The organism is Paraburkholderia sp. HC6.4b, from assembly GCF_014200875.1.
Lineage (GTDB): Bacteria > Pseudomonadota > Gammaproteobacteria > Burkholderiales > Burkholderiaceae > Paraburkholderia > Paraburkholderia tuberum.
The window spans coordinates 368207-388961 of the sequence record NZ_JACHDC010000004.1; the positions used below are offsets into that span (position 1 = coordinate 368207).

The following is a 20755-nucleotide window of genomic DNA, read 5'->3' on the forward strand; positions in this document are numbered from 1 at the left end:
AAGCGACTTAACCCGGCACAACTGCTCATTCCGTTGCCTGGTTGCAGAGAAGCTTGCATCGTCGAGGAATTGGGCGTGCGCGAAGCGCTGGATGCGCGCCGCATCCGCCCGGTGCGCATCGCGCTGCAGAACCGGCGCGATGACCTGCTCGCGTTCGCCGGCGTGCTCGATGAAAAGCTCGCCGCGATCGCGCAGCGCGCCAACGTCTCGGATGAGCTCGTGCGCGCCGCGTGTGTGCTGCGTCGCAAGCCGCGGACTTCACCCGCGTGCGCCACCTAACCAGCAGTGGAAGGTCCCATGCCCTGTTCGAAGAACTCCGCGGTATGGTCGATAAACGCCCTGACTTTCGCGGGCAACAGTGCGCGTCCGATGTATGCCAGGCGGACCTCGGCCAAAGTATCGGCGATCTCGAAGTCTTCCAGCAGACGAACGAGCCGTCCGGCCTTTATGTCCTGCTCAACAAGGGCGATTGGAAGCAGACCAATACCGAATCCTTCGAGTACGATGTCGCGATTGAATATGGGATTGTTCGACGCAATTTCGTAGCTGATCGGGACCGCGATGTTTTCCTGTTCCATTCGAAAGGTGACGCAGGGTTTGTGCATCGAAGGAGGGACCGTGACGAACACATGGTCGGCCAGCTCAGCCGGATGCCGGGGCCGAGGACGCCTGCCCAGATAAGCTTCCGTTGTGACAACGACCAGCGGCAACCGCTGGAGCAGCCGCGTCACAGCCAGATCCGTCGCCAGCATGAAAGGCAGGACGATACCCAGATCGTAACCGTCGGCCGTCAGGTCCACGGGCCGCTCGGTCAATGTGATATCCAGGGTGACGTTCGGATGCTTGCGTTTAAAGGACGCAATCAGCGGTGCGAGCCACGTCAATGCGGTGGTCGTATGTGCGACCAGTCGCAGCATGCCCGCCGGCACTCGACCGTGGCCCGCCGCACTGGCTTCCAGGCAATCGAGGTCATCCAGGATGCGACAACATCCCTCGTAAAAGCGCTCCGCGGCTTCCGTCAGCGAAAACTGTCGGGTCGAGCGATGGAAGAGTCGCGTACCCAGGCGCTCTTCCAGCGATGCGATCGCCCGCGAAACGACCGATGGCGAGAGATCCATCATTTCCCCGGCACGTCTGAAGTGTTTGACTTCGACGATACTCCGGAACAGGCGCAAGCTTTCAATGTATTCCATGGTTCACGTCCCATCTGCTATCTGACGACTTGTGTAGATATCCTTTGGATACCAGTCCTGTTCGTGGACCTGTACCGCACCGCACGCTGTGGAACATAGTCCAATGCCGTGCAACCGCGACCAGGGGTACTGTCCGGTCACGCCTCGCGCGCGTGGATGCGCCTGGTGTCACTGCCGCACCTGAAAGCGCTGAGCATTCCGCCGTAAAGACACCAGAGAACCGAATCGCATCAGATCGGCTGTTCTATCAGGCTAACGCTTCTCGCACAGATCATTGCGTGAGCATTAGCCGGTGTGGGCCCAGTGAGGCGCGGCCTGTAGATGGCATCTCCGACTTCGATTAGCCGACCGGTCAGCGCACAGATGCCTGGCACCCGCGCGACGACTTCGCACCATGTCTGGTATCCATAGTGTCCGGAGCGCGCATCGCACCAAGAAACGATCAGTGTTTGCGCGCTCGGTTGGTCGAGTACCCGTATGATTGGCTTATCGGTCGAAGCGATCGACTGTCGAACAGAGGAACCGTTCAAGGCAGATCCGTGCGCAGTGGCTCGTTCGTTAAGTCTCCAATCGCCAAGCCTTGTGACGGTCATACTCCACGGATCAACAGCGCGATTCATCACCTGGCTCCCTCTGTGCAAGCTCGAACGCTTGCGCTTCGCGTGAGCGCTGCCCACCATAGCTGCTCTCTTCCGTCGAAAATTACCGGTCCGATTGCGTCGGCAAAGAGCTTTTTGATGTCTTTGCCCCTGCGAACATAGTCACGCTTTCATGAACGGCGCCTACCCGAAAAACACCGTGGCCCCGGCAAGTCCCCCGGGTCGGGGAGATCGTTCTTCGAGGCTTTACCGGTATGCTGCTGCCGGGCCCAAAGTCCTATGCGTGCGCTGCCCCCGTGCCGCCATGTGCGTTGTCGCAGGTAGCAGCCAGGACGCTGCGGGCCGCCTCGACCAGGACTGCATATCGGCAGCAACGCGTGCAAAATCGCTCGCCGCCGGGGACCCAGGAAATGCATCGACGACACAGCGCGAAAGCTCTGCCGCTTGCGCGATACACGGATCGATCGAGATGCAGCCTGCCTTGAGAACCGAGACAGCCAGATAATCGCGGGCAATGGCTCCGAGACTTTCCAGCAGCGCGTGGGTGTCCGCTTCACCATCGAACAGATTCACAATGATGCGGAATTCCTCGATGCCCTGTGCGAGACGCAGGCGCTTCATGCAAACGTAAGTGTCTGCTACTGCAGCGGCCGACAGGTGCATGACGACGATGACGTGGTGGGCTTGCAACGCAAGTGGTGAAAGCGCGCCGTTGCCAGCAAGCGCGGCATCAATCAGCACGATGTCGGGCGGGCTCGTGAGCACCGCGTCGTACTGTAGTACAGCGAAGTTTTCGTGATCCGTATGGCCGGTGCCAGTCGAGTGGAACTGACGTCGACCACGGTCAACGGCCAGCACGCGCGGCAAGTTGCGATGGATCGCGGGAGCGAACACGCCTGCGGCGTGAATGTCTTGAAGCATTGTGCTCGCCGACCGCGCGCCAGGACATTCGTCCACCACCAGCACGTCCATACCCTGTCTGGTCAGCGCCATCGCGAGGTTGACAACGGCAGCCGTACGGCCGACTCCTTTCGAGCCGCCTGTGACAGCGACCACACGCGTAGCACTTTTGGCGAACATCTGGCGCAACCCGAGCGCCTGTCCGGAGACTATATCCTTCACTGATTCACCCACGTATCGAGACCTCCGCGCCCATCACGAGTAGCGTTGACGACCCGCGCGCCGTCAGTCATAACGACTTTCGGATCGCACGTTTCATCGACGCGTGGATTGTACGCTTTCGCGTCACTACTGACAATGCAATCATATATGGTTTGCATGTCAGATATGAGTGACAGATGCAAAAAGCGCGAACGGCGGGTTGGCCCCGAACTCATCCGGTTCTTTCTTGCACGTCGGGAATTGAAATGCTGTGCGCTGGTCGTCTCGGTCAACAGCCGAAGGCGCTTGGCGTGCGGCCAATGTGCTGTTGTGACGAGCGGGAGTGGAGTGACACCTGTCGATGCCTCCGACTGATGCCCGCGGTAACTTATCGAGCGGTTGCGTCGCCTTGGCGACAGCTCGGCGCCGCCATGCCGCGTTCACCCGGAAGGGGCTGCCGCGGGAATTGGGCTGTGCCAGTCCATTCAGTCATATGAGTCGCTATGGTGCGCCCATGGGTACGTCCGGGCGATGATTGTCGTAGCCTGTTTCTTCCGGCTGTCGCGACAACACGCACGAAAAAAATCCGGCAAGCACTGTCTGAAGCACCTTGTCGCTCACCGTTTGCGGACTGCACATCCTGAAGAACTGCACGCCCTCGCACAGGCTCACCAGGCCAACCGCGAGAGCCTCGGCCTGCCGGGGCAACGGCCTGCCGTTGCGCTCCGAAAGCATGCGGATGTAGACGCTGATCTGTTCCAGCTTCTCCTGCCGGAAGGCGTCAATGCGCTCCCGAAACGGGGTGTCCCGGCACGCGAGCAACTGGGCCTCGACCCAAAGTGGAAAGCAATCGTGTTCAACAATAGATTGGCTGTAGTACGCGATGGCGCGGTCCTTCATTTCATCGGGCGTGCCGCCCTTCTCCACCATCGCCAGGAGATTCGTCCGCGCCCTATCGTCATCGCGGCGCAACAACCTGATCAGCAGATCCGGCTTGCCGCCGAAGTTTGAGTAGAACGCGCCGCGCGTATAGCCAGCCGCCTCAGCGATGTCCTCCACGCTTGTCGCGGCGAATCCCTTTTTAACGAACATCTTCCGCGCAGCCTCAAGCAGGCATTCGCGCGTCTGCTCTCTGCGCTGTGCCCGTGTCAGGCGTTCCCGCTTCATGGCATAAAGTACCGGTCAGGCCGACATCTGCGGTGCCGCCAGATCGGCATGCTTGTCAGATTACGGGTTTCGCAATGATCCGTCGACGCCCGATCAGGCCGTCTCGCGGTTTATTTGACATTAGACTCATATATGATTTTGTTGTCAATAAAGTCAACGAAATCTGGCACACGTGAGAGGAAAACGGAACCGTCATACCGAAGCGTGAGCGGTCCGCCTGTCTCATGCAAGCAGCTTCGTTGCGGTGCCCATGATCACGCGACTTCCATACCGTTTATCGACTGTGCGAGGCTGAGCTCCCCAAGGTAAACGCTTTCGCCCAATTCGCATTTGCGCCAGGCGCTGCCGAGGGCATGACGGATTTCGACTCTGTAAAGACCGCTTCCCTTGGTGAGACCACCGAAGCGGAAATCGCCGAAGCAGTCAGAGACAGTCTCCGCCACCTTCTGATTGCCGAGGTAAAGGGCTACGACCGCATCCGTGACGCACTCGACCACATCTCCCATCCGCGCGCTGACGCTTCCGCCGATGAAGCAGGTTTCCCAGCGCTCGAGGTCGCTGTACCACACGCGCGGTTTCGTGCCCAGGTTAGGCCGCAAGACCTTGAGCCCCTCGCGCTGGGCCTTCTCGGCCATCGCAGCGTCATCGAGCTTGACCGTCTCGAAGACGTCGGTGGGGCACGACTGCTGGCAACGCGGCTGCGGCCAGCCCTGGTCGAGTAGATGGGCATCGAAAATCCAGGTCTGCGGCAGTTGCAGCTCATCGTTCCAGACGATCGCCTTGTACGGGCAGGACTTCACGATGTCCTTGCGGCCTCGAGCCTTGTCCGGATCGATGATGACGACGCCGTCGGCGCGCTTGCGAATGGCGTCGCCGCCCACCCGCAAGCAAGGCGCTTCGTCGCAGTGGTTGCACATGACCGGCAGATACGTGGTTTCGACCATATGCGAGTCGCCCTGGACGCGGCGCAGGATCCGGATGGGGCTGTCGGCATTGGCGGCGGCGGGCGCGGCATAACCGGGGAAGTCGTTGCCGACGTGCTCGTCCCGCGCGGCGATCACGCAGTTCTGGCAGTTCTCGCAACGCCCCACTTTGATAATCAGGTTCCACTTGCTCATTCGAAATTCCTCACGCGGCGCGACCGAGCATGAACGCTTCGGTGCCTTGCCACTTCTCGACCTGCACCAGGCAGGAATTTGGGCTCATGCTGCTCGTGCCGGCGGTTTGAGGCCGGTCAGGGGTGAGCATGTTCATGCAACCGCCAATCTCGACGCACTCGCCGTCTATTTCGACCAGCTGAAATTCGGCGCTCGCCTCATACGACTTGACCACTCCCGCGCTAACCAGCGGCGAGACGTCGGCTGCGCAAATCACCGCGCCGCGGTCGTTGTACACCTTGACGAGATCGCGATGGTCAATGCCTCGAACGGCCGCATCGGTCGGACTAAGTCTCAGGAGCCAGAAGCGATGGCCACCAATCAGCGCGCGATGGTCATCGATGCTGTTGACCGAGGAGTTCTTGCCATCACAATGGGTATGGAAGCTGTAACGGCTGTGAGTGGCGATCAACTGCAGCGGATAACGCTGGGCCAGGTCCGAGCGCAGCCCCTCCCAGGACGGGATGTATCGGTTGAGCGGTGGTCGCTCGGGATTGTCCGCAGTGTGCCGCTTCAGCAACTCGGGCACGAACTCCAGCTTGCCGCTCGGCGTCTGCAGGCCCATGCCGAATTTTTCGGCGAACTGGGACGGCAGCGGATGGGGTTCCTGCAGGTCCTTGCGCCGGCCTTCCGCGAACCAGCGCATGTCCACCGGATGGCGCAACTCGGGCTTCTCGGGCGGCACGACGAAATAGCCCTTGCGGCAGAACTCGCGCCACGAAACGTGATCAGGCAGGTCCGACGAGTCGAAGACCCGCTTGACCCAGTCCAGTTCGCTGCATCCCTCGGTGAACACCCCGCCAAGGCCCAGCCGGGTCAGGATGGCGGCGAAGATGTCGTAGTCGGAACGGGACTCGCCCAAAGGCTCGATGCACTTGTGCTGCAGCGTCATCACGCGATGATTGACCGTGCTAAACCCATGATGGGCGTAGCCGCCGGAATTCGCCCATTCGCCGATGTCCCAGCGCTCCAGCGCGGTGCACGCAGGCAGGATGACGTCGGCGAACTGGGCCTCGCCCTCCATCCAGATCGACTGGTTGACCACGAACTCGATGCTCGGGTGCCGGTAGGCTTCAGCCCAGCGTCCGGAATTCGTCACTGTGCTGAAGGCGGACCCGCCGTAGCGGTAGATCATGTGGATCGGCGAATATCCGGGCATGGGGTAGCTGAACGGCGCGAACTGGGCTTCCTGGGACATGCCGTCCCAGAGGTAGCCCGTCGCATGGCCGTTGATGATGGCGTCGGGCAGTTGCTGCCGCGGGACCATCTGCTTGACCGGATTCATGGACAGAATGTGCGGCATGCGCTGGTAATTGTTCACCGCATTGGCGGTCCACGCCAGGTCGCCGGATATGCCGCCGTCCGCGTAGCCGGGGAAATAGAAATGGAGGTCGTGGGGCACCCCGGCTTCAAGGCAGCCGAAATTGACCCCCGGTTTGCCCCAGCCCTGCATCGCCATCATCATGATCATGCAGCGCGCCCATTGCGCTCCGGTCGCACCGCGGCCCGCGCCCCCGAATCCCGCGCCGGTCATCCCGACCGCGAGATGGACCTTCCTGTTCCCCCATCGGCGCGCAAGCGCACGGACGTCCTTGGCGGGCACGCCTGTTTCGCCCTCCTGCCACTCGGGCGTCTTGGGAACGCCGTCGGATTCGCCCAGAAGATAGGCCCTCCACTCGTCGAAACCGGTCGTGCGGGTGGCGATGTAATCCTCGTCGTACAGGCCCTCCACGGCCCACACGTACATGATGGCGGTGGCGAGAGCAGCATCGGTTTGCGGTCGGACCGGAATCCAGCGCCCGCCCAGCAACTGCGCCGTGGGGTTGCAGTGTGGGTCGATATGAACGAACTCAATGCCGAGTTCCTTGGCCCACAGGCGCCGCGGAGTCCCCTCGAATCCCGCATAGGCCCCGTTGGTACTTTCGGGGTCGCAGGACCAGAACACGATCATGTCGGCTTCCTTCAGGCAATCCTCGACGCCACCATAGCCGGATGGCACGCCGACGCGCATCGAGTTGCCGAAATGATGCATGGCACCCCAGTACCAGCCTTCCCAGCTATCCGGATTGGCCGCGACCCGGGTAAAGCCGATCAGGTTGGCAAAGCGCGTCAGCGCGCTGAGGTAGTAACCCACGTTGCCCCACTGGTGATGGGACGACATCGGGAAGGTGATGGAACCGGGACCGTGAACGCGCTTCTGCCGGTTGATTTCCCTGGCGACAATGTCCAGGGCCTCGTCCCAACTGATACGCACATAGCCGGATTTGCCCCGGTTCTGGGGATTGCGTTCGCCGTCAGGGTCGAAGTCGACCCGCTTCATGGGGTGAAGGATGCGCTTGTCGGAATAGACCAGCGACTTGAGCGTCAACGCGTGGGGCGCGACCAGGCCACGCCGTGGCGGGCTGAAACGGCGGCCGCGCGCCTCGATCACATAACTTGGCGCATCCGTGCTGTCCAGCTCGATGGGCGTCACCCGAACGACGCGGCCATCCTTGACGTAGACGAACAGAGGCCCGCCGTTGGTGCAGGTGGTGTAGCGGCGGGTGCCGTCGCGCAAAGGCGTGCCCATCGGCAGGCCGACGGTCCGCATCATGCTCAGGGTCTGCATGAGCCAAACCAGCAGTTCGTCCTCGCCCTCGGTGACCACCTTGAAGTTCTTGGCAGCGTGGATGATTTCGCCTTGGTCCGGATTGGGAGAAAGGAACTTCAGGGCGGTGGCGACGTCCTTGAAGACCATGCTCACGTCGGGCCGCGGATGCCTGCCGGCGCTAGAACGGACGCGTCCGTTCCTGAACTTGATGACGCGACCGATGCTTTGATCCGCGAGTCCGATCCAGGCGACGAGATCGCGCTCCTTCAGACGATCACGATAAGCGGGAAAGCGGCGTGCCGTCAGGTCAAGAACCTTGGGCAAAGCAAAAAGAATAGTCTTGAGGACCTGTCGTTTCATTATTCGATCCAAAGGGAAGCGGGGTGCGCTAGCGGTGGCATGACGTCGCGGACCGCAGCCAGGCCCGGGGCGCGAAAAATAACGTAGTCGATGTCTTCGATGGGCATTCAAATCTCTCGATCGGTGCATTAACGAGTCGTACGCGCTAGAACGTGTAGGCGACGTTCAGGAAGACGCTCAGGGGATCGAGCCGGAGCGTCGATTTGGAAACGATCTGCGTTCCAGTCGCGGTGTGTCCGTCTAACGTAAGGTTGGTCTTCACCGGCATATAGTTCACAGAGGTTCCGACAGACCAGTGTTGTGTAATGGCGTAACTTGCCCCGATCTCGAATACCGGATTCCACGATGAACTGAGTGTTGCGTGTGCCGAACCACCTGGACCAACGCTATCAGTGACAAACTGGCTATTGGTTGTCCGAACCTGGGTGAACCACGTATAGTTCACACCCAAACCGATGAATGGACGGAATTTCGAGCCGGCCGAAAACAGGTGGTATCGAAGTTCGATGGCGGGCGGCATTGGCCTCGTCGAGCCGAGGTTGCCATACTTCTCCAGCGTCCCATCGCCAACCAGATTTACTGTCAATGGCAGTCCCAGAAGCATAGCGACGCCAATGTTGTCCGTGACGTAGTACTCGGTGGTAATTCCCACCGTATTCGTTGACGTCGCATGCGCCCCACTACCGGCTAGCTGGCGATTCACCGTTTCGCCGCCAATACTCTCCACGGTGAGTGGCGTTGCGTCGCCCTGTGGCGCGATGTGAAGCCATCCTGTGGACAGCGTAATGCTTCCCGCCGACTGGGCGTTTGCATTGTCGGTCAGCGCAGCCGAGCAGAGGCAAGCCGCCATACCGGCAGAGCTGATCATTTGTCTGTAATTCCTCACGTGTCTTCTCCTGTCTCGTTGCCCGGGCATTTTTGTGAACCCGTGGTGCTTCCTGTGGAACCGATGCGGCGCTCCGTCTGGGGTCGTTGCGTCGTTCCTCATAGGCTTCGACCGCTTATCAGGTCCGCCGGTTATGTCTGATTAGGTAGTTTTACTAAATGACATGAAACAGGCACGAATGTTTAGAACACCGCTACTGCCTCGTACACGTTATGTGGAAATACGCTTTCGCGTTATCCTTACCACGCAGTCGCCGATATTGGCCCGAGCCATTTTTCAACAAGCGAACGCAAGGACCTTTCTGAAGCAGTATTCATCCTCTTTCCTCTAAACCGACGCGAGCGTTTAACTCTCTATCGCCGCTGGTACATCAACATTGCTCGCTCCGCGATGGCCTCGCGGCAACCGAAAGCGAAAATGCGAACGGAAAGCGCCCGAGCGCGGAAGTCGCCACTGCTTCGAGCGCGGGGTCGGGAAGTTCGACGTGAAGCGAAAGCCCGCGCGAAGTATCTTCAATGATCCTAACGGTTGCTCCCTCGACGCCAGCCTCCACGAGTGCCGACTGTAACGCGTCTACCGTTTCGCGCTGTTTCAGCCCCGGCTTGAAAATCTTGCCCACGCCTGTCAACGGCATCGCATCCAGGATTCTGATCCGTTTAGGCAGTGCCGCGCGCTCGCCTATCTCGAGTCGCACGAACTCGGCGAGTTCGTCCTCAGTCGCGGTTGCACCCGGTTTGAGCTGGACATAGGCAATCGGCAACTCCCCGGCGTGTGCATCGGGACGACCGACCGCCGCCGCGATCTTGACGGCGGAATGGCGATAGAGCGGTTCCTCGATCGCTGCCGGATCGATGTTGTGACCGCCACGAATAATCACTTCCTTTTTGCGACCAGTAAGCCAGAAATAACCATCGACATCGCATCGACCGAGGTCGCCGGTATTGAGCCAGCACCTGCCATCGCCGAGGTCCAGCCAGAGCCCCTTGTTCTGCTCGGGCACGATATACCCGAGGAAAATGTTCGGGCCGGAAATAGTCAGTAGGCCGACCTCATCGATCTCGCAATCCCGTACATATCGCCCGTCAGCGTCGACGATGACGGCTTTCATCGCCTGGCCCGGAATGCGGAGCCCGATTGAGCCCAGCCTGCGCTCCCCCAGCGGCGGATTGACGCTGCTCACGCAGGTCCCCTCGGTCAGGCCATAGCCCTCGAGAATCCGGATGCGCGTCCTTTCCTGAAAGGTCCGGAAAACTTCGACCGGCATGGGAGCCGCACCGCACAGTCCGTACTCCAGCGAACTCACATCGTGCTCGCCGACAGGAATATCGAGTAACGCCGCATAAAGCGTCGGGACACCGCTGAAGAAATTGATGCGGTGATGCTCGACGATTTCCCAGAAACGTTTGACAACGCCATCGCCGCGATAGCCTTGTGGCGTGCCGAGCACGACCTGGGCGCCTTTGGAAAAAGGCAGGAGACCCGTTGCCATGACGGCATTCACGTGGAAGAGTGGCAGTCCGCAGAAAAGCGTCTTACCTGGCCCGACGCTGTCGCCGAAGAATTGACCCGTGCTCCAGGCATTAGCCACCTCATTGCCGTGGCGGCGCATCGCAATTTTCGGCAGGCCGGTCGTCCCGCCCGTACAGAAGTACGACGACACGTCGTCGGCGCCAAAGTGCCGCGCGCCTTGAAGTACCGTTCCCGACTCCTGCGCGATGGCAACGCCGAAGTCGTGGATCTCGATATGCGCAGGAACCGCGCCCCGCACGCCGCCCTCGCCGTGCAGCCTTGAGCACTCGTTACGCTGCAGCATCCGCGTCGCGGACTGTTTTGAACCCGTCACACGTTCGGCCGGATTCACGAGCACCAGATCCTTCAGCGAAGAAACCTTGTGCAGCACCGCTTGTACCTTTTGCCAAAGATCAGTTCCGGGAAACGGCGCCAGCGTTACCAGCACGCTGGCGCCTGCAGCGTTGAGGAGTTGGCCGATGGCTTCCTGCTCAAGCAATGGATTGATCGCGCAGACAATTCCGGCGGCCTCCCCACCCCAGATCACGAAGTGCGTTTCAGGGAGGTTGGGTAGAACATATGCGACGACTGAGTCGCGTTGTACTCCGAGGCGCGAGAACATGTTCGCGGTGCGCGTGATATCTCGGACGAGTTCACTATATGTCCAGCACTCGGCGTTCCGATAGTCGTCGGCCGTTGCAAAGAACGAAAGTGCCGGTGCCGATGGATTAATCGCCGCGCCCCGGCAGATCATCTCGTAGGTGCTCGACGGGAGATCCGCCGGCAGCCCTTGCGTTTCGATGGCAAGGACTTCGTCTACGTTTGCGATGCCTTTCATGCTGCCTCTTCCACAACGACGTTATGCTGCACGCCCAGATTGATCGAGCGATCGTGGCTGACGATATGCGCCTCCACGACGTTCCCCACCTTCAGGTACTGCGGCCTGTCCGCCTGCATCTTCAGGAAAAGACGCCATTTTTCCGCTTCAGGCAGCTGCGCCGCGGCGCGTTGCTTTTCGGGCGACGGAATGCTCAGTGCACAGCCAGATGGCGTGCCCGTCGCGAGCAGGTCACCGATGCGCAGATCATGCACGCCGGAAAGCTCCGTCAAGGTCTCTGCCGGTCCATAGACGAGACCCGCAGTCGTGTCATTCTGGCGGACAGTTCCATTGACCGTCAGTGTCAGCACGAGCTCTTTCAACTTCGGAATATCATGTTTCTCAAGGAGGCAAAGGTAAGGGCCGACAGGGCCAAACGTGCGGTAGCTCTTGCCCTTGTAGAACTGCATCTGCGGAATCTGGATATCGCGCGCGGAGTAGTCGTTGACGATCACGGCGCCAGCAATGTACTCATGCAGGTTCTCGTCGGTGACCGTTTCGCGGGAGGTGACGTCGCGTTTGAGCACAAGACCGAGTTCGATCTCGTAGTCGAGGAACTGCACCTCCCTGGGCTTCACGAGGGGCGAGTCGGCAGGAACGATGCAGCTCGTCGCCTTCGTGAAGATCATGTTGAATTTCTTCACGTCCGGGTCCATGCCCGAGTCGATCATATGCTGGCGATAATTCGCGCCCTGGCAGATGAACTGCTGGTTGGCCGTCACGGGCGACAGCCATTGCACATCCGATTCGGGAATCGGAGAACCGTCCAGTACCGCCAGCCGTTCGACGGGATTGGCTTCAATAAACTCGGCCGTCGACTTGAATTCGCCATGAATCGGCGTGATGGCGCCATTGGCGACTACGCCCCACTGGGCGCGGCCATCATGAAGGTAATGCAGAACGTGAAGTGCCATTTATCGATCTCCGGATTCTATGAAAGTGGGGTGGTTCAGGCGAAAAGCTTCGCCAACGTGCGCAGCTTGCTCAACGTCAGGTCGGGGCTGCGGCGCAGGTTTCTGAAAAGTGCCACGACGCTCGCGGGTGTGAACCTGGGCTTCGTGAAGCTGCGTGGCATCGTCGGTCCCCATTGGGCCATCGCCTCGCGGCTCACCGCATGGACACCCGTCGGCGCGTCCGCCGTAAAGAGGTCGCCGTCGCAATAGTGCTCGTGCTTGTCGCCCCATGGGTCTTGCCAGTAATCGAAGATCTGGCTGCCCAGCTTATGCCGGCCGATCCCCCACGCGTGCGTCCAACCTTCGTCGCGCAGAATGCGTTGGCCCATGCCAACCGCGTCGGCGTCAACGAGTTCGTACGCGCTATGGCTGTAGGTGGGCACGAAGCCTTGTGCAAGCGCGAGCGTATGGTGATCGGCTGGCTTGTCGCCGAGATCGAGCCGCATGAACGCGACGGCGGGCGAACCATCGGGAAGCACCTGCACATCGCTGGGGATGAAGCCGAAATGCCGCGTATACCACGCGCAGGTTTCCTGATAGTCAACGAGTTCGAGCACGACGTGTCCGAGCCGGATAATTTCCGGCGCGCCTTCGGGCGGTCGCTGCGTGCCGTTGATCCGGACCGTCGCATCCACGGAGTTGAACGGCAAGGGTGGCCGATGAAACAACGTCGAAGCTGGCTGCTGGCCCCATATCGCGTCGACGCGAAAGCCTGAAGGATCGGTCAGCCGTACCGTATAGCCGCCGCCGGGCAGGGGCGAGCGTTCGACGTCGGAGGCGCCCGGCAGTTTTGCAAGTGCATCAAGCTCGGCCCCGTTGTCGACCTGTAGCCCAAAACCAACGAACCGGGATTTCGAGGCCTTCCGGACGACATAGCAGAAGTGTGAAGCACCCGTTCCCCGCAGCAGCAGGAGCGCTTCACCGCGCGATACCGTTCGGAGCCCGAAGTCACTGAGAAATTGCTCGGCTTTCTCGAGATCTGGCCGGTCGAATATCAGATAGGCCAATGCCGACGCTTTCGTCGTAGGATCGGGGTGACGGGCTGGTTGTACAGTGGTCAGGTTCATGGCGATAAGAAATCACACGGTGTGAATGGGGTTTCGAGACGGCATGCGGCTTCGCGATCACTGCATGACCCAGCAGTGCTGACCGAGCAAGGAAAGACTCTCGCGCACGAGCCGCGACGCATCGGTCGCCGGGCCATCGTGAACGACGGTCTTGTCTGGCCGCACCACGGCGGCCCAACCAACCGGAACGAGACGCGGAAGGAACACACCGTCGAGGTCGTCCCAGCTGTCATGCCGAGCGAGATGCGACCGCTCTCCACGGTGTGCGATCTGCACAGTGCTTCCGCCGGCACGCGCGAAGGCTGCTGCCTCAGAAGAATCAAGCGAGGCTCGGGCATCTGTGCCAAATCCAATCAGCACCAGGCCCTGCCCGAACACCTCGTCGCTCGGACGCGCCTTGCCATCTGAACCACGTACCCGCCCCTGCCCAATGACTGCGCCGCGCACAAGCTTCGTCGGCGAGCGGCCTTTGACAAACACACCTCTTCTAGTTGTTTTTTTCGGCTGGATCTGCGATTCCTCGGGCTGCGCACGTTGCTCCCCAATGCCCGCAAGCTGAAGGATGCGCAGCGCGTCGTTATCCAGCTCGATTGCCTGGCGCGCGATGGAAACCTCGGTCGACTTGTCGACAATCAATACATGCACGCCGTAGCGCGCCAGTAGATTGGCAATCGTTGCACCGACGGGTCCGCAACCCACCAGTAAGACGTCAACCACCGACGGTAATGCGCCAATCGGCGGACGAACCTGTTCATGCCGGCTCCACGGCGCGGCGCCGTCCTTTGCTGCTGTCTCCACAGTCACTCCAGATGTTGTCTGTTGTACTTGTATGTAAGGCCGGCCTTCGGGTCGCCTTTAATGACATTAAAGTCATTCGTGAGCGTTTTGTCAACCTAGACATTACGATCTATACTTAGGCATAACCAAAGCTTGGATCCATCATGCCGAACACTACAAAGCGTCCTACCCGTGCGGCGCCAATCGCCCCGGTTGCCATTCCCGAACAACGCGAGCCGCGCGGTGCGCGTCGCAAGCGCGAGACGCGTGCCCGTCTGCTCGACGCCGCCCTCAGGCTGATGGCCGAAAAAGGCATGGAGGGCGTGGCGATCAATGAAATCACCGAAGCCGCTGATGTTGGCTTTGGCTCGTTCTACAACCACTTTGAATCGAAGGAGGCGATTTACGCGACGCTTGTCGACGAGGTGTTTGAGGATTTCGCTAACATGATGGATCGCCTCGCCGCTGGCCTTTCCGACCCGGCCGAGGTGATCGCTGTCTCCGTGCGTCATACGGTCCTGCGTGCGCAGCAAGACCCCGTGTGGGGACGTTTCCTGGTACGTGAAGGGTTTATTCCAACGCATGCGATGAGCCGCGGACTGGGCCAGCGGCTGCTGCGCGACATTGTGAATGGCATTGCCGCGAAGCGCTTTGTGGTCGCCGACCCGTTCATCGGATTTCTTGCGGTAGCCGGTACGGTCCTCTGTGCAATCGCCGCCGAGCTGAACTTCGTCGCACCGGGTGCGCCCGCGGCAAGCGTACTCAAGGAGCTTGGCTTTAGCGGGGAGCACTTCCCTGAGCGTACTGCAGCAATGCTGCTGCAGACACTCGGACTCAAGCGCGCGGAGGCGGAGAAGATTGCAGCGCGTCCGCTGCCGGTCGTGGAGGAGACTGTCGACGCCGATTGAATCAAGAGGTCCGGCGCCATCGGTCTGATCGGCCTGAAGTCAGCCGGGTGCGGCCCGGCGGAGAAGCCCGCTCGGGCCGCTAGCGATTAAACTCAATTACCTGCTAAAGCCTCGACGCTAGCAATCGGCTCGCGCTCCTTGCGCAAACAGGAATCGTCGTTCCCGCTGCTGTTGCAAGCATCGGTCCCGACGATCTTGAATGTTCCCACATAGTTGCGGTGGCGGTTTCGTTCCATTTCCATCCCGGTGCGTGAGGCACCAATTCCTGTATCGGTTCAGCCTGCTAGAGCCGGGCATAACAACGCCGAACTTCTCGTACTCGCAGGGATGCGCGCCGGTGCAACGGCGGACTCGAACGGCGCCGCCGAAAATTCCCGGACCACTTCGCCAATTTGAGTGCCTATCCTTCTCACTGCGATTCGATGGCCGTTGACGAGTGCATCGTAGCCGGCCGATACGGGCTGGCTGACTATGCTGCGGCAGGTCAATGTTCGTGAGTCGTTCGACTTGCGTACACTCCAGGTGACGTCAAGCAGCGCGTGTGAGCCCGGCCACGATTCAAAACGCTGCACGTCGACGGAGACCTGATACGTGCGAGCGTCCTCGGCGTGACCAGGCTGGTCCGTGTCGGGGCCGCCCGCCTGTCGAGTCGCGGCCGCGAGCAGCGCATTGCGGATCTCGTCTGCAAGCGGCGATGCCCAGCGCTCGTTTTCCAGAATCCTGACGCGCGCCGCATCGACGTGTACGACGAACTGGCTCCTTGCGACTGAAACCGGCACCTTCACTGTGCGCATGTCGATCCGGAAGGCCGGACTGACCGAAACGTTTGCACGCGTCGGTTCGCTGTCAGTGCCGAGGGTATAGAAGCGGGCCGGCGGGGAAGCACAGGCGCTCAGCGCGGCCAGACCCATGACGGTCGCAATACGGGCGATCGCGCGCCGCGCGCGGGATTGGATCAGTTTCACCGTTGGTCTCCTTTCTTGCCGAACAGGAGCGCCTGGGGATGACGTTCCAGATAATCGGCGAGCGCATTGAGGGATTGCAGGGTGCGTGTCATTTCCTGCATCGCATCCTGGATGTCCGACTGCAGGGGCGCGGTCTGCCGGAGCGTCGTTTCGGCGGTACTGAAGGTTTTCTGCGCGGCCGCCAGTGTGTCGCGGGCTTGCGGAACGATCTCCGTGTCCATGTGCCCGAACAGCTTGTTGGCGTTTTCAAGTGCGCCGTTAAGATTGGCTCCGATCTTGTCGAACGGCACCTGATTCAGCTTCCTCGCAATATCGGCAATCTGCACCTGAAGTTCGTCGAGGGTGTTAGGCACAGTCGGCAGTTCAATAGGATTGCGATGAACATCGACGCTCGCCCGAGGCGCTTTCGGAAACATGTCGAGCGCCACGAATAGCTGGCCTGTCAGCAGGTTGCCGGTTCGCAACTGACCGCGCATTCCCTCCATGACGAGGTTTTCCAGCAACTCATGACCACCCTGCGAGTTCGGAGCCGGTAGCGCTTCGTTGGAGCGCCGGCTGAGCCTGTCGGGATACAGCGCCATCGATACCTTCATGCTGAAACTCTTCTCCTTTTCGTTATATTCGATACCGATGTCCGTCACCTGCCCCAGCGCGATGCCTCGAAGGTCGACGGGAGCGCCGACAGACAGGCCGCGCAGCGACTGGTTGAACCGCATCACGACATTGAGCGGCGCGCCGTCGGGCTCGCGCATCGCGTCCGACTCGTCCGATGCGAGTCGGAACGCCGCCTTGTCAGCGGCCGGTTGTCCGGCGTCCTGACCCGGCGGCGACTGGAACGCCAGGCCTCCGACGACCACCGTCGCCAGAGATTGTGTATTGAGCTTCAATCCATTCGAATCGAGACGGAGGTCAACACCGCTTGCGTGCCACCACCGTGTATTGGTGCCGACATACCGGTCAAACGGGGCATTGACGAAAACATTGACAACCACGCCCGCGCCGGTCGGATCGAGCGAGAAGCCGACCACCTGGCCCACCTGGATGCGACGGTAGAAGATCGGCGCGCCGATATCGACGGAGCCCAGGGAGTCGCCCCTCAGCGTATATTGATGCCCCGGCTGCCCGGACGTGACGATCGGCGGACTTTCGAGGCCGACAAATGCGGTTTGCCTTTCCGAAGACTGCCCGACGTCGACACCGATATACGCGCCGGAGAGCAGCGTACCGAGGCCCGAGATTCCGTTAGCGCCCACGCGCGGGCGAACCACCCAGAAGCGCGTGCCGCGGCTTGCGAATTTTTCTGCCTGTTTGGTCAGCTCGATCGTGACGATGACGTGCTGCAGGTCCTTTGACAGCGCGACCGCCTGTACCGAACCGATCTCCACGTCCTTGTATTTGACCTTCGTTTTGCCCGCCTCCATGCCCTCAGCGTTGCTGAACGTGACCGTCACTGTCGGTCCCTTGTCGGTGACGGATTTGACTACCAGCGCCACACCGATCAGCGCACAGATGAGCGGCACTAACCAGATGAGGGAGGGAATCCAGCGTTTTCGTGGCTTGATGTCAGGTCTGGGTGGCGTGGGAAGATGCATCGCTCGGAGAGTAGTTCGCAAATATGAGGTTATTTAGGAGTGCGGACGCCGCTAGCACGGTATTCGTTCATCGCCGTTAAGCACGCGCTGGCCCGCAGCGGACGTTGTCCCAGATCAGCCGCGGATCGAATTGATGCGACGCGAGCATGGTGAGAATCACCACCGCGCCGAAAGCCAGCGCGCCCGGACCGGCAGTGACAACCGCAAACGAACCGAAATGCACCAGCGCGACCGTCAGAGCGACGACGAAGACATCGAGCATCGACCACCGGCCCACGCACTCGACGAGCCGATGCAGCCTCGCGCGTTCGAGCGGCTGCCAGTCCGGACTGCGACGGGCCGCTACGATTTGCAGCGTGAGAATGGCGAGTTTGAGCATCGGCACCACGACGCTGGCTACGAACACGACGACGGCGAGTGGCCAGTCGCCTGAAGTCCAGAAGTACGCCACGCCGCCGAGGATCGTGTCGTCCTCCGAGTGGCCGAGGGATGACGCGTGCATGATCGGCAACAGATTCGCGGGTATGTAGGCGAGCGCGGCGGCAAGAACCAGACTCGACGTGCGCGTCACGCTATCGGGATGGCGCGTGTGCAGCACCGATTCGCACCGCGAGCAGCGCTGCTCTGACGACGCCGCGATGTGCTTCTGCACCAGTCCACAGGTATGACAGGCTATGAGCCCGGCGCTGCGCGCCGTCATATGCGCCGCCGGCGCGGGCTTCAGGCCGAAGAACGTCGGGGCTCGCGGGGCGCACCTGCGCTTCACTCTGGTCCAGCGGATCTCAGCGGGTTGTCGAAACTTTATTTCGTCCCGCGTCGACCAGAGCACGCGCGGGTCGAAAGTGGCGAGAAACGCCAACATCAACGTGAGTGCACCGAATGCAAACAGTCCTGGCCCAGGGATCACCTGCGCCATGCTGACCATTTTCACGATCGTGATGACCACGCCGAGCATGAACACTTCGATCATGCCCCATGGTCGGATGAGCTGCACGACGCGAAGCATTCGATTGAAATGAGGTACTACCTTGCCAAGGCGCAGCGGAACGAGCAGATAGAGAAGGGCGAGGAGTTCGATCAGCGGAAACAGGATCGCCGAGCAAAAGACCATCGTTGCGACGATGCGCATGTGGCCCGTCCACAACGAGCGCACTGCGCCGAATAGCGTCGCCTCCGACGTCATACCGTTGGTCTGCAGTTGTATGACCGGGAAAGCCTGCGCAATACAGAATGTGATCAAAGCTGCAACGGTGAGCGCACCAATCCGGTCGAGGGGCACGCTCGCTCCCTGCGTTCCTTCCAGGCCCGCACGGCAGCGCGAGCAGCTCGCAGTCTGCCCGCCCCGCAGCAGAGGCTTGCGAAACAGCAGATCGCACTCATGACAGGCGATCAGTTTCTTATAGTCCATACAGGGAACTGGACAACCTGAAGTTCTGGCGCGTTCGATGCACGTGAAGTCCGGCTTGACCTTCCCGTGCGTGGGCGCATTCTGATTTCGGATAGAAAACGACTGCTCCGATACCCGCCGGTACAGTCGAGGAAGAGCGGCCTGATCGGCAGGTCGCTCTTCCCGTCTTCATCGACACGCGATCATTGCGACGACGCTGTTTGCGGCTGGCCCGGCGGCAGTTCGCCCATCGCCTGGAACAGTGCGACGGTATCGTTCATGCGCTGGCTTGCCGCGCGCACGGCGCCGATCTGTGCGTTGAGAAAGCGCTGCTCGCTGGCATGCTCCGCCGTTGACGGCAGCGAACCCATGCGGCGGCGCGACGCGGTATCGTCGAATCCCGCCTGCGCTGCCTGTGCCGCTGCTTCAGTCGACGCGAGTGTCTGTGCGTCGTTATCCAGCGCGGCAAGCGAATCCGCGACATTCTGGAACGCCGACAGAACGGTGGACTTGTAGTTCAGCACGGCCGCATCGTAAGCGTCGATCGACGCCTTGCGGTGCGCGAGCAGCGCGCCGCCATGGAAGATCGGCTGCGACAGGCTCGCACCAATGGCCCAGAGTCCGCCCGCGCCTGAGAGCACCGCCGGCCAGCTAAAGCCGCCGCGGCCCATCGAGGCCGTCAGCGACAGGCTCGGAAAGAGCTGCGCGGTCGCAGCGCCGACATCGGCGGCGGCGGCCTTCACGGCGGCGTCGGCTGCCTGAACGTCGGGGCGCGAACGCAGCAGGTCCGACGGCACCACGACGGGCACGTGTTCGGGCAACGTCAGGCTGTCGAGATCGGGAACGGCCGGGGCGTTGTCCGGCGTGCGGCCCATCAGCACCGCGAGCGCATGGATGGCTGTGGCGCGCTGCTGGCGTAACGCAGGAAGACTCGCCGCAGCCGAAGCCGCATCCTGCGTCGACGCAAGCGCCTGCGCACGCGAGACCGAGCCGAGTGCGAAGCGGTGCTGGTCCTCGTCCGCGGCCGTCCTGGCCACGGCGACGAGCCGTTCGGTGAGCGCGATCTGGCGATCGAGTGCCGCCACGCTGATCGTCGTACCGACGATGTTTGCCGCCAGCGCGCGCCGCGCCGCCTCCAGTTGATACGCCTGTACGTCTACGCGAGCGGCGCTGGCCGCATTCGCCGAACGCGTCGCACCGAACAGGTCAAAGGTGTAGGACGCGAGAACCTGTCCGGCAAAAAAGTTATAGCGAACCTCGCTGGGGCCAATGCCGGGCACAAGCGGTGTACGCCCGCGATCGACCTGTGCGGCAGCATCGATTGAAGGCAGCGTCGATGCGCCGACCTGGGCGCGCAGTTCCTGCTGCGCGGCTGCGAGCGTCCGCTGCGCAGCCCCGAGCGTGGGGCTGTTGCGCAAGCCTTCCTCGACCAGTGCACTCAGCGCGTCCGACCGGTAAAGCTGCCACCATTGCGGAACGCCCACTGCGCCGATATCGAACTGCTGCGCCACGCCGCCCGCTGCGACGGTCTTCGCCGGCTGTGCCCCGGCACCGTAGTGCGCAGGCGAAGGCATCGCCGGGGGCGCGCCGTTCGGGCCGAACGTGCAGGCCGTCAGTGCGATGGCCACAGCCACGGCCATCACGGATGTCTTGTAGGCGAAGCTCAT

The 20755-nt window shown here is 61.2% G+C and carries 17 protein-coding genes; 2 read left to right on the plus strand and 15 right to left on the minus strand.

The genetic code is table 11. From position 1 onward, the window contains the following. Window positions 1–75: 75 nt before the first annotated feature. Complete coding sequence (locus tag HDG34_RS08305) at window positions 76–279, plus strand: hypothetical protein (RefSeq protein WP_184059109.1); 204 nt, start codon at window positions 76–78, stop codon at window positions 277–279. Here the strand turns inward: HDG34_RS08305 and HDG34_RS08310 are convergent. The 11 genes from HDG34_RS08310 to HDG34_RS08360 form a co-directional block, all read right to left on the minus strand. Continuing rightward, entirely contained in the window at window positions 276–1193 is a 918-nt protein-coding gene (locus HDG34_RS08310) for a LysR family transcriptional regulator (protein WP_184059111.1), read from the minus strand. The two genes, HDG34_RS08305 and HDG34_RS08310, sit on opposite strands and share 4 nt — an antisense overlap. 230 nt (window positions 1194–1423) lie before the next feature. Further along, entirely contained in the window at window positions 1424–1873 is a 450-nt protein-coding gene (locus tag HDG34_RS40115) for a DUF3331 domain-containing protein (protein WP_409259276.1), read from the minus strand. A 165-nt stretch (window positions 1874–2038) separates the two neighbouring features. After that, entirely contained in the window at window positions 2039–2926 is an 888-nt protein-coding gene (locus HDG34_RS08320) for a MinD/ParA family protein (RefSeq protein WP_184059115.1), read from the minus strand. A 468-nt stretch (window positions 2927–3394) separates the two neighbouring features. Next, window positions 3395–4060, minus strand: a complete 666-nt coding sequence (locus tag HDG34_RS08325; protein ID WP_184059117.1) for a TetR/AcrR family transcriptional regulator — start codon at window positions 4058–4060, stop codon at window positions 3395–3397. 254 nt (window positions 4061–4314) lie between these two features. Beyond that, window positions 4315–5178: a 4Fe-4S dicluster domain-containing protein gene (locus HDG34_RS08330; RefSeq protein WP_184059119.1), complete on the minus strand. Its 864-nt coding sequence runs from the start codon at window positions 5176–5178 to the stop codon at window positions 4315–4317. Between the two features lie 10 nt (window positions 5179–5188). After that, complete coding sequence (locus HDG34_RS08335) at window positions 5189–8167, minus strand: molybdopterin-dependent oxidoreductase (protein WP_184059121.1); 2979 nt, start codon at window positions 8165–8167, stop codon at window positions 5189–5191. Window positions 8168–8312: 145 nt separating this feature from the next. Then, window positions 8313–9035: an OmpW family protein gene (locus HDG34_RS08340; RefSeq protein WP_184059123.1), complete on the minus strand. Its 723-nt coding sequence runs from the start codon at window positions 9033–9035 to the stop codon at window positions 8313–8315. 388 nt (window positions 9036–9423) lie between these two features. Next, window positions 9424–11400 (minus strand): acyl-CoA synthetase, encoded by a 1977-nt coding sequence (locus HDG34_RS08345; RefSeq protein WP_184059125.1) that lies wholly within the window; start codon window positions 11398–11400, stop codon window positions 9424–9426. Beyond that, window positions 11397–12353 (minus strand): fumarylacetoacetate hydrolase family protein, encoded by a 957-nt coding sequence (locus HDG34_RS08350; RefSeq protein ID WP_184059127.1) that lies wholly within the window; start codon window positions 12351–12353, stop codon window positions 11397–11399. Before HDG34_RS08350 ends, HDG34_RS08345 begins: the two co-directional genes overlap by 4 nt. A 35-nt stretch (window positions 12354–12388) precedes the next feature. Next, window positions 12389–13459 (minus strand): VOC family protein, encoded by a 1071-nt coding sequence (locus tag HDG34_RS08355; RefSeq protein WP_184059129.1) that lies wholly within the window; start codon window positions 13457–13459, stop codon window positions 12389–12391. Between the two features lie 57 nt (window positions 13460–13516). Then, complete coding sequence (locus HDG34_RS08360; RefSeq protein WP_184059131.1) at window positions 13517–14257, minus strand: FAD-dependent monooxygenase; 741 nt, start codon at window positions 14255–14257, stop codon at window positions 13517–13519. A 143-nt stretch (window positions 14258–14400) separates the two neighbouring features. Here HDG34_RS08360 and HDG34_RS40120 point away from each other — a divergent pair, with 143 nt between their 5' ends. Beyond that, window positions 14401–15144: a TetR/AcrR family transcriptional regulator gene (locus tag HDG34_RS40120; protein WP_184059133.1), complete on the plus strand. Its 744-nt coding sequence runs from the start codon at window positions 14401–14403 to the stop codon at window positions 15142–15144. A 275-nt stretch (window positions 15145–15419) separates the two neighbouring features. Here the strand turns inward: HDG34_RS40120 and HDG34_RS08370 are convergent, their stop codons facing one another. The 4 genes from HDG34_RS08370 to HDG34_RS08385 form a co-directional block, all read right to left on the minus strand. Then, window positions 15420–16055, minus strand: a complete 636-nt coding sequence (locus HDG34_RS08370; RefSeq protein ID WP_184059135.1) for a membrane integrity-associated transporter subunit PqiC — start codon at window positions 16053–16055, stop codon at window positions 15420–15422. Window positions 16056–16105: 50 nt separating this feature from the next. Continuing rightward, window positions 16106–17701 carry an intermembrane transport protein PqiB gene (locus HDG34_RS08375; RefSeq protein ID WP_184059137.1) on the minus strand — a complete coding sequence of 532 codons (1596 nt, stop codon included), beginning with the start codon at window positions 17699–17701 and terminating at the stop codon, window positions 16106–16108. Window positions 17702–17777: 76 nt separating this feature from the next. Then, on the minus strand, window positions 17778–19109 hold the full coding sequence (locus tag HDG34_RS08380; RefSeq protein WP_184059139.1) for a paraquat-inducible protein A: 1332 nt from the start codon (window positions 19107–19109) through the stop codon (window positions 17778–17780). A gap of 182 nt (window positions 19110–19291) precedes the next feature. Continuing rightward, the gene (locus tag HDG34_RS08385) at window positions 19292–20755 is read right to left on the minus strand and encodes an efflux transporter outer membrane subunit (protein WP_184059259.1); all 1464 of its coding nucleotides are present in this window, start codon (window positions 20753–20755) and stop codon (window positions 19292–19294) included.